Origin of the sequence: Emticicia agri, assembly GCF_004168285.1 — a bacterium.
Classification (GTDB): Bacteria; Bacteroidota; Bacteroidia; order Cytophagales; family Spirosomataceae; genus Emticicia; species Emticicia agri.
Window position 1 is genome coordinate 46,721 of record NZ_SEWF01000032.1, and the last position, 11,993, is coordinate 58,713.

General features: G+C 40.4%; 5 protein-coding genes. 1 reads left to right on the forward strand and 4 read right to left on the reverse strand.

Translation table 11 applies throughout. The features are described 5' to 3' along the window. The first annotated feature begins 127 nt into the window (after positions 1-127). The gene (locus EWM59_RS19030; protein WP_130022845.1) at positions 128-433 is read left to right on the forward strand and encodes a DUF4286 family protein; all 306 of its coding nucleotides are present in this window, start codon (positions 128-130) and stop codon (positions 431-433) included. Between the two features lie 11 nt (positions 434-444). Here EWM59_RS19030 and EWM59_RS19035 read toward each other — a convergent pair whose 3' ends face one another. The 4 genes from EWM59_RS19035 to EWM59_RS19050 all read right to left on the reverse strand — a co-directional run. Continuing rightward, complete coding sequence (locus EWM59_RS19035) at positions 445-1,359, reverse strand: RluA family pseudouridine synthase (RefSeq protein WP_130022846.1); 915 nt, start codon at positions 1,357-1,359, stop codon at positions 445-447. Between the two features lie 127 nt (positions 1,360-1,486). Further along, complete coding sequence (locus tag EWM59_RS19040) at positions 1,487-4,030, reverse strand: OmpA family protein (protein ID WP_165372229.1); 2,544 nt, start codon at positions 4,028-4,030, stop codon at positions 1,487-1,489. Between the two features lie 146 nt (positions 4,031-4,176). Further along, positions 4,177-8,121, reverse strand: coding sequence for a PA14 domain-containing protein (locus EWM59_RS19045; RefSeq protein ID WP_130022848.1), 3,945 nt, complete (start codon positions 8,119-8,121; stop codon positions 4,177-4,179). 149 nt (positions 8,122-8,270) lie between these two features. Continuing rightward, a partial coding sequence (locus EWM59_RS19050; protein WP_130022849.1) for a T9SS type B sorting domain-containing protein occupies positions 8,271-11,993 on the reverse strand: 3,723 nt, incomplete at its 5' end.

The following is an 11,993-nucleotide window of genomic DNA, read 5'->3' on the forward strand; positions in this document are numbered from 1 at the left end:
GCAGAACGAACCATAGTTTTAAAACATACTCCAAGTACAAAGAACGCAAAGAAAAATCAAACTCGGTAAGAATAAGACCAAATTTCTTTGCGAAATTTGCAAATCTTTTATTTTAAAATCAGACTTAATGTTCCTTTTCAATATCACTTTCAACGTTGAAACAAATATTCATCCCCAATGGCTTAAATGGATGAAAGCCAATTTTGTACCTGCTGTGATGCAAACAAAATTACCCTATAAGTCTTCTCTATTAAAGTTGTTGACCGAGGTAGAAAATGGGGGTAATACTTATTCTTTTCAGTTTTTTTTCAAGACTATGGAAGATTTCCTCAGGTTTGAACTTACGCACAAAGAACCCATTTTAGACAGACATAATATGCTTTTCAGAGGAAAAGTTGTACAGTTCAGTTCTCTTCTTGAAGAAATAGAATGATTTTTCACTGCTCAGTCAAATAATTTCATAAACTTCGCAGGTACTTCTGTTTCAAAAAACAGGTCTTCTTTCGTAACCGGATGTTTAAATGATAACACCCAGGCGTGTAATCCCAAACGATTAATCGGGTTGCCTGTGGCTCCATATTTGGCATCTCCTACAATGGGGTGTTTCATATCTTTGGCATGTACCCGTATCTGGTTTTTACGACCTGTTTCGAGGTTAAACTTTACTAAAGAATACCGGTTGCTTCGCCTTAAAACCTCAAAATGGGTAACGGCCTTTTGCCCAATAGCAGGGTTCTGGCTTGAATAAACTATCAGAGCCTTGTTTTCGACCAGGTAAGAAACTATTGTTCCCTTATCTTTTTCTACAGAACCCTCGGTTATTGCCAGATAGATTCTCTGCTCAATGGTATCATTCCAGGATTCCTGTAAAAGTTTCTGTACTTTTTCACTTCTGGCAAATATCATTAGCCCCGAAGTCTCTCTGTCAAGCCTATGTACCACAAATATCCTGTTAGCCGGATTCTGTTTTTTTACGTAGGCACTTAAAGTACTATAAGCATTATTATCTTTTTGTTTCTCGGTAGCTATTGATAGTACTCCCTCCTGCTTTTCAATAACAAGCAGATACTGGTCTTTAAAAACAATTGTCAGCCCCTTTTGTTTCTGTTCTTCAGGGCTTTTCTTCCAGTGTACTTCTACTACCTGCCCAGGTTTGAGAATATGGTTAAACTGGGTAACAGCCTTTCCTTCAACTATAATATGTCTATCTCTTAGCAATGCTTTTACGTCGTTCCGGCTTTTATTGATAGATTTAAGCAGAAATAACAATAACTCTGTTTCTTCTTTTACCTCAAATCTGGTTTCTGCGGGTTTATTGGTGCTCTTCTGTAAATGGGTTTCTTTATTGAAATTCTTCATATCTGTCTATCTATAAAGCATATAGATTTGCTTTACAGAGCAAAGGTAATGTATTCATTAGCTGTTCTGAACAGACAGACTGTAAATTTTAAAAGCAGATTAATAATGATGAAGATTTTAGTTAGAGCTATTTACGCTCAATAGAAAGAATCTTGAATTCGGTACGGCGGTTTCTTTGATGTTCGGCTTCTGTGCATTGTACGCCATCACCACAACCATTTACGGGTTCTTTTTCTCCCATACCTACGCCTTTCATTCTGGCTTTAGCTATTCCTTTCTTTGCCAGAAAGTTTACTACTTCATTTGCCCGTAACTGCGATAATGACAGATTATCCTGTGCGTTGCCTCGTGTATCAGTATGAGAGCGTATTTCAATAATCATATTGGGATTTTTCTGCATGGTTTGCACCAGTTTCTCCAGTTCTCTTACCGACTCTCCCCTTATTTTGTAGCTTTCAGAATCGTAATAGATATTATCTAACTGTACCACATCGCCGACTTTATAGAGTTTTGTATCAAACAAAGAGCCTACGTTAGCTTTTGTGGTTTTCTTTTTAAAGATATTGGTGATACTTCTTTTCTCTGCTATTTTTTCAACCAGTTCAAAACTTCTTCCAAAGTTTTCCTTGATGGCTTCCAGCAGGTAATCGCAATTCAAATCCCTTTTAAATTCATAAGACCCATCAGCACCCGTTGTCATTTCCTGTACCTGATTGGTACATTGGTTAATAAACCGAATCAGTACGCCTGCAATAGGTGTGCTGTCTCGTCCGGCTGTTACTACTCCTCTGAAAATCGTTGATACATTATTCTTATTTCCTTTCGATAAGAGAATTTCGTTAGGGGCATTAGCATAAGCAACTTCTTTTTTCTTGGTATTATCAACCAGTACCGCTTCACGTTTCAGATAAATATCTAATTTTGAGGCTTCATAATCTGACGCATCTTTGTTTGAAAAACCAACAACTATTTGCTGATACCCATTCTGCTTGACAATAAAATTGAAATCATTATCTGCTTCAAGACATAGATTTATAGTACCTGCATTATTGGTAATGGCACTTTCTTTAGAATTGGCTTCCCCTTTGGTTTCGTATTCAAACCTGATACGGTCAAAAGGCTTTTTACTTTCTGCATCAAATATATTTACCACTACTTCTCTGCAGCCATATACTGTTCCTAAACGGGTAAACTTATAAATATCATCATCATTACCGCCTCTTTTACGGTTACTGCTTAAAAATCCTGTCCGACGGTCGCTATCAGTAATAAGTCCGAAATCATCTTTATTTGAATTGAGCGGTGCACCAAGATTTCTGACCTTACCCGAAGGCATACCTGTGGCGGTATTCATAGGCATGAAAAAAATATCCAAATCTCCTAAACCCGGGTGGCCGTCTGACGAAAAATACAAGTTTCCTCTTTCGTCAACAAAAGGAAACATTTCGTTACCTCTTGTATTGACACTTGCCCCTAAGTTTTCAGGTTTAGACCACTCACCATTGTTATACCTTGTCATCCAGACATCGGTTCCGCCATAGCCACCGGGCATATCTGAAACAAAATACAGAATTTTATCATCAATGGTAATAGTCGGGTGTCCACAAGAAAAATCATTGCTATTAAACGGCAGTTCTTTTACTTTTTTCCACTCATTGTCTTCATAAAACGCCATGTATAGTTTTAATCGGGTGATACCTGTATTTTTTTTCTGACCGAAAATACCTCCACTTACATTCTGACTATTGCGGGTAAAGACAATTTTTGAACCATCATGAAAAAACGTACACGGCCCCTCATGGTATTTTGAATTCAATGTTTTGCTGAATTTCTGCGTAGGAATACTGGGTTCTTCTTCATAGTCCAGGTCTTTGCTACCTGCCACATAGTCACTGCCTTTGCGCCCTACTGTTTTGCTATCGTTAGAGGTAGGCTGCGTATAATAATCATCACCTAATTTTTTTGAGGCAGGCGTTGTTCTTGTAGTAGAAGAAGTACTTGTTCCAATAGCTGAGGCATTTGATTCATTGGCCAGTATTTTCAGGTCTTCCAGATAAAATAAATCAAGAAAAGAAGAAGCATCCCAGTTAAATACCCGTTTGATAGTGGCATTGCCTGTTCGACCCGATACAAACACTAGGCCCTTTTTGTAATAAATCGGACTAAAATCGGCACTGCTCGAATTAATTCCTATATATTCTATCCGGTAACTGCCTGAGTTTCGCTCTAATGCGCCACGATTACTGTTGAGTTTGATAAACTCCTCTCCTCGCTTGTCTTGCTCCTGTAATTCATTGAATTTCTGCCAGTATTGATTAGCTTCTGTGTATTTCCCGTTACTGGTTAGCACCTGAGCAAAATGTCGATAGGTTTTTACATCTTCCCCTTTTAAAACAGGGTTCCCACTTAGTACTTCTCTGAAAACCCTTTCGGCATTTACAAAGTCTTTTACCTGACGGTAGGCTAATGCTAATTGTATTTTGGCCTTCAGGGTTTCTTCATCAGTCAAGCCCTTCGGTTTTTTCAAAGCAGTTTCATACAACTCTATTGCTTTTGCGTATGCTAAAGCATCATATTGCGCATCAGCTTTCTGAAGCGCCTTAGAAGTGCTTTGAGCATGAACGACAAAAGCAGAAGTAGCAAGAAAGATAAAAATTATCAGGTTTCTCAATAGCATTGCCAGGTAGTACTGCTTTCTTATAAAACGTAATCAACCACAAAAATCATGCCTTTGAACAAGACATTTTATTCACATTTCACCCAATTTGGAATCACAATTTATGAATTATTCAATAATATAAGCATAATTTTTCTACGTTAGTGCAGTATTACCAGTTTTTTGACCGATTTACCAACCTCTTTGGTTTCATCTTCCAGAATAATAAAGTACACGCCACTTTTATACGTTTTAAGTGATAAATGGTGTTCGGTTTTATTAATGAATGATTCCTGATGTATGAGACTGCCCCTCTCGTCAATCATTTGTAATTTCACGGTTCTATTTGCCAGTTTATTTAATTGCAGGGTGATGCTTTCATCAGCCGGATTGGGAAATAGCAGAACTTCTTTATCTTCAGTCTCTCCTACTATAAAACTGCCTATTGTTTCAGGTATCTGTGAATCGTTAATGATACCTGAAGTATTTATCTTAGGGAATAACTGGCTCTGGGGTATTACCTCTCGTGCCTGATTTGAGCCAGACCATTCTAATTTGGCTACTGCTCCGCCTGTATTTTCGTAATATTCTATCTTAATCGGTACTTTTACGCCACCTGATAGCAAAACAGCATAAGAGTGTGTAGTAGGCGACTGGTCAATCCATTTATTGATAATTAACCGATTATCAATCCATACCCTTACCCCATCATCTGCTGTCATGATAATATTATACACCTGTGTAGTACGTGGCAATAAGAACCCTTCCCACCGAGCAGAATAAGTATCGGCGGCTATACTTGATGCCGGAGACCCATTGCCCCAGTTAAAATTGATTGTCTTGTCTATACGGGTGAGTTTCAGGCTTGTCAGATCTCTGTTATTATAATAACTGGCTGTTAAACCCGTACCTGCAACAGGTTCAGGCTCTACACCAAATAACTGGCTTTGTGGTACTACTTCTCTGGTCTGGCTTGCACTTTCCCACTCTAATTTTACCATAGCATTACCTGTATTCTCATAGTATTCTATCAGAATAGATGCTCTCTGCCCGGCCACTAAATTCATCGTAAAAGTATTAGTTACAGAAGATTGTGTTACCCATTTATTTACTTTCAACTGGTTGTTAACCCATACTTTTACACCATCGTCTGATGTAATTCTGAATGTATATGTTTCTGTATATTTAGGTAAAATCTGTCCTTGCCATCTTACTGAATAAGTATCATTTCCTATAAGTACATCCGGTGAACCATTGCCCCAGTTAAAATCAATTTTACTATCCATTCTGGTTAGTTTAGGGGTAGTCAGGTTAGCGTTATCATAATAAGTAGCCGCCAGACCATTGCCGTTGCCATCGGGTGGCGTAGTCGGATTAACAGGTACTACAACACCAAATAACTGACTTTGCGGAATTACCTCTTTCACCTGGCTTGCACTTGTCCATTCTAATTTAACTGCGGCATCGCCCCCGTTTTCATAGTATTCAATCTTAATTGGCACTTTCTGCCCGGCTATCAGGTCAATAGTAAAGTTATAGGTGGTAATCGGTTGGTCAACCCATTTGTCTAATACCAACTGATTATTAATCCATATCCGTATTCCGTCATCAGCCGACGCACTTATGGTATAGGTTTCTGAGTATTTAGGCAATATCTCTCCTATCCATCTGGCAGAATAAGTATCTACGGCAATATTGGATGCAGGAGAACCCGTTGCCCAGCTAAAATCAATTTTATTGTCAATACGAGCCAGCTTAGGCTCTGTTAAATCCATATTGTCATAATAAGTAGCAGCAAGGCCATTTCCATTCCCATTTTGTACCGGAGGGGTGGTTGGCGTATCAGTCTTTTTGCTTACGGTGAAGGACTGAAAGACTGGTCTTGCCGGAGCAAAATTAGTATTACCCGACTGTGTAGCTGCAATAGTTACCGTGCCCGGTAAACCGTTTAAGGTAACCAGGTTACCTATAACCGTAGCAGGTCCACTCAGCACATAATAAGAAACAGGTAAATTTGACGAAGAAACGGCATTGATGCTGAAAGGCACATCTGTATTAAGTTTGTTGGCAAGCCCACCAAATGTAATCGTTTGCTGTGCTCCGCCGCAATTAGGATAAATATCTTTACTTAATACGCTCTCCAATCCTTGTGCATCTTGCACCATTAGAGTAATCCGATACCAATAGGTAGCTCCATCGCAACCTACAGGAGAGATAACGGTTGAAATTGTTTTCTGATTGATAGGAGGCTCAGGGTGATTATGTTCATTATGAAATAAGGCTACCTGCCAGCTATATTTTAACTGCGAAGGAGAGGTCTCATTGTCAGAAGCAGAACAATCCAATGTCAGATAGGTTTTGCCACTTACCTGAAAAGTATTAATCTCGCTTAAAGTACTTGAGTTAATAACAGGTGGAGTATTATTAGGTGAAACTAACATATAGGCCGAACTTTTGGCACCTCCATTATCTGTTACGGTCAGTTTTACATTATACGCATTATTTCCTGTAGTAGTAAATGTTTTTTGCGGATTGGCAGCCGTACTGGTACTGCCATCACCAAACTCCCATAGGTAAGTCAGGTTACCATTTTCAGGGTCATATGACTGGTCGCCTTTAAATTGAACGGTCAAGGGTGAGGCACCAAAGTTTTTATCTAAAGACACAATGGCTGTCGGAAACTTATTGCCTGACTGTGTATAGGTAATACGTCTTATCTCACCCGGATATTTAACATATAATATAGCATCCTGAAATGGTTGCTGACCCACATAAAGAATGGGGCCACTTCCGTCAGGAACAAAATTCTTCACTTGTTTCGGATTAAGGTTATCATCAAAACTGATATTTCTTATCCAACCCCCACCATAATCTGCATGGAAATAAGTGTCTTTATATTCAGCCGGAAAACTTGACCCTGTGTACCATACCCCACCGGTAGAGGCATTTCCGCCAAAAGAAGTACCTGTCAGCAAACTACTCCCTACATTACTCACTACTCCATTCACAAGTCCTCTTGCATTACTTCCGCTACGCCAGTCTAATTTAGGTCTGTCAGCGTTAGAGGGTCTATAGGCAGTATTACTATATGCCCCCAGTAAATCCATACCTTCGTAAGAAGGCCAGCCAAAATTTTGCCCCTTGGTTGTGAGTACATTTAATTCTTCTTTGGTATTCCAACCTACATCGCCTATTAAAAATGTACCCGGGTTACCATCGTTTCTGTCGGGGCTACCTGTACCTGTTTTTATAGTAAAACGATAAGGGTTTCTTAAACCGATTGCCCACACTCTCGACTGTGCCGAACGAGGGCTACCTGGGTTCCAGTAAGGATTTGAGGGAAGTCCATCTCCGGTATTAGGGTCGATTCTGATGATTTTACCGCTTAGCGAGTTAAGCATCTGACATCTGTAAGCCCCTACGTTTTCCTGTTGCGTAATAATTCCATCGTTCAGGGCTGTCTGCCAGTAGGTTTCTCCGGCTGACCCCTGATCGGCAGAGGCATAACTGGCACCATCACCAAAACTTGCCAGTAGTGTTCCGTCAGTACCAAAAACAATATGCCCTACGCCATGAGATTCGTGCAGAACAGGCATACCTGTTGATTTGGTTTCTCCTAATATTATTTTTCTTGAATTATAGTCAATCTGAGAGAAGTTTGAGCTGGCAGTGGCTGTATAACGTGTAATACGACCAATAGTAGCATTATAATACTCATTGGTATTTGCATTATACTGCGATGTGCCAAACTTTAATAAATGATGCCTGTCAACTACATATAGTAGATATACATTTCCGTTCGAAATGAAATTGGGGTCTAAGGCAAACCCTACCATACCAAAATCCCGCCAGTCGCCTACCTCGGCCGAAATATCAATAAAAGGCTGGCTTTGCTTTACTCCATTTTCAACAATCCAAACTCTTCCGGCTTTTTCCCACACAAACATACGGCCGTTGGCATCGAAGGTAAAGCCCACTACCTGATTCCACCCTCCTAAAAAAAGCTGGTCATTAAAACCGGACGGTAGTTGTCCGAAAGATAACTCTGATAAAAAAAGTAAAATAAAAAGGTTTACTACCTTTTTAAAGGGGTAGATTTTTTTCATAATAAATTGTTATAGGTTCTCAATAGCGTTTACACTCTTTCATTAGGATAATAACCAGACTTTTTAGCCTGATAAAGAAAGTGCCACCTCTCATTAGAATTGAATCGTCTTGAAAGATGGCACAGTTTAATCGAATCGGGGGTTAGCGTTTATCTTGCAAGGGTAATATATCCTACTTTATGTACTTTTTTACCTCCAAGCTCGTAGTCAATTGCATAGAAGTACGTTCCGTCAGGTAAACCTTCACTACCAAATCTGATACCCTGATTTGATGCTCCGTCCCAACCTTTTCCTGCTAATGTATTGTCTTTATCCTTGAAGACTAAATGACCCCAACGGTTGAAGATACTACCTGATGTGATTTTGGCACCCTCAGGAATAGTTACCTTGAAGTAGTCGTTCACACCATCTTCGTTCGGTGAGAAACCTTCAGGGATTACCACAACCCCACCTGCATCAAGCGGCAATCTCAATAATGTTGGCGATGCCTGATTAGGTTTCACCTCCATACCTGAATTTGATTTGTCTGTTACAAGTTTTCCATCGCCTATTGCTTTTGCATGCGCATAGCTTTCATAAGGACCTTCATGACCGTTGTGGAATACTTTCACTGTATAGAAAATAGAGTCCATTTTACTTACGGCCAATTGGCTTGTGGTGTCAGCTATCAATAGGTTGGCATCTTCTTTACCATCGAAATTAGGATTCAGTTTCAATGTTGAGTTCAAGCCTACTGTTGGTTTACCTACCATCACGTAGCTTACGCTATCAGCGAATGTCTTGTTCAGACTATCAGATACCTGTACATTGGTCAATTTAGAACTTCCAACATTTTTCACTAACGCTAAGTAAGTTACTGAATAACTTGTTTCATCCAGTTTCGTCGAATCTACTATCGCTAATGCTATACCAATGGCCGGTTCTGTCGGATTAATATCCACTTCTACTTCAATCGGCGTAGGGTCATTGTTGTTGGTTGGGTCGCCATCATTATCAGGGTCAGGATTTACACCATCAGTTGATTCTTCTTTCGGCTGACCATCTACACTCAATTCTGCTTTGTTGTAGAACATGCCTGCCGTAGCATTGCTAAAGTCAACTTTCACATTGAATTTCAATGCTGAAGTTTTACCTTTCTTAACGCTGCTTAACGAATCAATCAACATATTTTTGTTCAATCCACGACCTGTAAAGTTAGGATTCACAACCAGACCTGAATCAGCTACTATCTTCACAGTATCATTCAGAATCTTCGCACCACTGCCAAAGGCTTTCTCTAAGTCATCAACTACCTGCACACCTGTTACATCTGCATTACCCATGTTTTTCACATAGATAGTAAATGGTATAGTATACGTTTTCCCGCTTACTAACAGAGGTTCGCCAGATACTTTGCTTAAGCCTAACAAGGTTTCTTCTTTACCCGGATCATTGATTGTGTATTCGCTCACATTGTTGCCAGGCGTATTATCAATCTCATTTACTTTAGATAGCTCGGCTTTGTTCACAATCTTACCACCTGCTACCACTTTTGTTTTGTAAGTAAATGCTACACTATCACCTGCTGATAAGCTATCCAGTTTCAGATTAACAATGCCATTAGCATAAGTAGCATTTGAACTGGCAGACACAAAGCTTAGTTTATACGGTAAGATGTCTCTTACTTCTATACCTGTTGCTTTCTTGGTACCTACGTTTTTCACAGATACTCTGTACTCAACTTCCTGATCCATCGCTACTTTATTTGCCGAAGCTGTTTTCTTCACAGCCAGGTCTACGATGGTTGTGCCAGGGGTAACTCCGCCATCGCAAGTATCAATAGCTACTTTGATGATTGAGCCTGCTGAATAACAACCTGCCGATGTGCGTTCAAACACGTAGTAAGTTCCTGCTCCTACTGCTCCCGGATTCGTAATCAATGGTGATGATGTTGAATTGGTAGCATGGAATTCAAATTGACCTCCTACTGTAGTAATGTCAGTCAGGATTGCTGTATTCAAATCTGCTGTATTGAACGGACACACATTCTTGATTTCGGCAATCACAGTTGGTGCTGTTGCAGCTTTACCTACCGTAACGATTACTTCATTAGAACGTGGACTTTCGCACTTACCACTCAATGATTTACACTTAGCCCAGTAGGTAGTGAATTCCTGCGTTGGTGTTACTGTCAATACTGCACCTGTTGCGCCTGTTGACCAAACTATCAAACCTGTACATCCCGTGGCTGTGATAACTGTACTTTCACCAGGACAGATTTGTTTTTTGCAGTGGATGAATGGTTTGTTCGGACTTCCGAATGGTATCATTACTGGCTCGGTTACACCGCTTTCGCACTCACCTACTTTACATTTAGCAGTATATTTAACCGTGCTGTCAGGAACCAGTGTAAGTGTTTCACCTGTTGCGCCTGTTGACCATACTACGATACCTTCACAACCGCTGGCTTTGATAGTTACTGATTCACCATCACAAACGAAGTCGGTTAAGCAAACAAGACTTGGTAAGGTAACATTGGTTACTTTCACTTGTACTGCATTCGACAATGAACTGCTACACAAATTCGATTCTTTACAAACCGCTGTGTAAATTGATGTAGCTGTTGGTTTTACGGTTATCGAGCTACCTGTCTGACCTGTTGACCAAATAACCACTCCTGTACTACAACCTGTAGCTGTCAGTGTTACGTTTTCAGGTTTACAGATACTTGTTTTGTTAGCTGAAATTACCGGAGCTACTGCATTACAAGTACCGCAATCATTTTTAGGTGTGATAACAATACTATTAGATGCGCCGCTGGTTCCGCAACCATTCATACAAGTTGCTGCATAAGTTCCGGCAGTGCTTACAGTTAACATCGTACCTGTGCTACCGCCTGTCCAGACAATTGTTCCGTTACAAGCACTTGCCGTCAGGATTGCTGTTTCACTTGGACAAATACTTGTTTTGTTAGCAGCAATGATTGGTGCAGTTGGCGTAGTGCCTTGCGTAATAGTGATTACTATTGATGAACCACTGGTTCCGCAAGCTGTTATACAGATGGCACTGTAAGTTCCGGCTGTACCTACTGTGATACTTGTACCTGTTGCATTGTTGCTCCATTTCACAGTTCCGCCACAACCCGTTGCTGTCAATGTGGCTGTTTCATTACCACACAGGCTCGTTTTGTTGCTTGCAATGGTTGGTGAACTTGGTGTACCTCCCGTTGTAATGATTATCGGAGTTGAAGCAGTACTCACACCGCAAAGGTTGGTACAAGTTGCTGTATATGTACCTGCTGCGTTTACAGTAAGACTTGTACCTGTGTTGCCACCTGTCCAGGTTACTGTTCCGCTACAACCCGTTGCTGTCAACGTTGCTGTTTCATTACCACATAGGCTTAATTTATCAGAAGCCACTGTTGGAGGTGCCGGATTACCACCTGTGGTGATAATTACTGCATTCGATGCACCACTGGTTCCACAAGCCGTTGTACAAGTTGCTGTATATGTACCTGCTGTACCTACTGTAATGCTTGTACCAGTTGAGCCATTGCTCCAGGTTATTGTTCCACCACAACCAGTTGCTGTAATTTCAGAAGTTTCATTACCACACAGACTTGGTTTGTTGGTAGAGATTACCGGTGCACTTGGCGTACCACCTGTTGTAATAATCACTGCATTTGATGCACCACTTGTGCCACAAGCAGTTGTACAAATGGCTGTATAAGTACCTGCTGTACCTACGGTGATACTTGTACCTGTGGCATTATTGCTCCATTTCACAGTTCCACCACAACCTGTTGCTGTCAATGTTGCTGTTTCATTACCACACAAGCTCGTTTTGTTGCTTGCAATGGTCGGTGCACTTGGCGTACCGCCTGTGGTGATAAT

Excerpts from the sequence above, each read along its gene's own strand:
- EWM59_RS19035 (WP_130022846.1), bottom strand. The coding sequence starts at position 1,359 with ATGAAGAATTTCAATAAAGAAACCCATTTACAGAAGAGCACCAATAAA.
- EWM59_RS19030 (WP_130022845.1), top strand. The coding sequence starts at position 128 with ATGTTCCTTTTCAATATCACTTTCAACGTTGAAACAAATATTCATCCC.
- EWM59_RS19045 (WP_130022848.1), bottom strand. The coding sequence starts at position 8,121 with ATGAAAAAAATCTACCCCTTTAAAAAGGTAGTAAACCTTTTTATTTTA.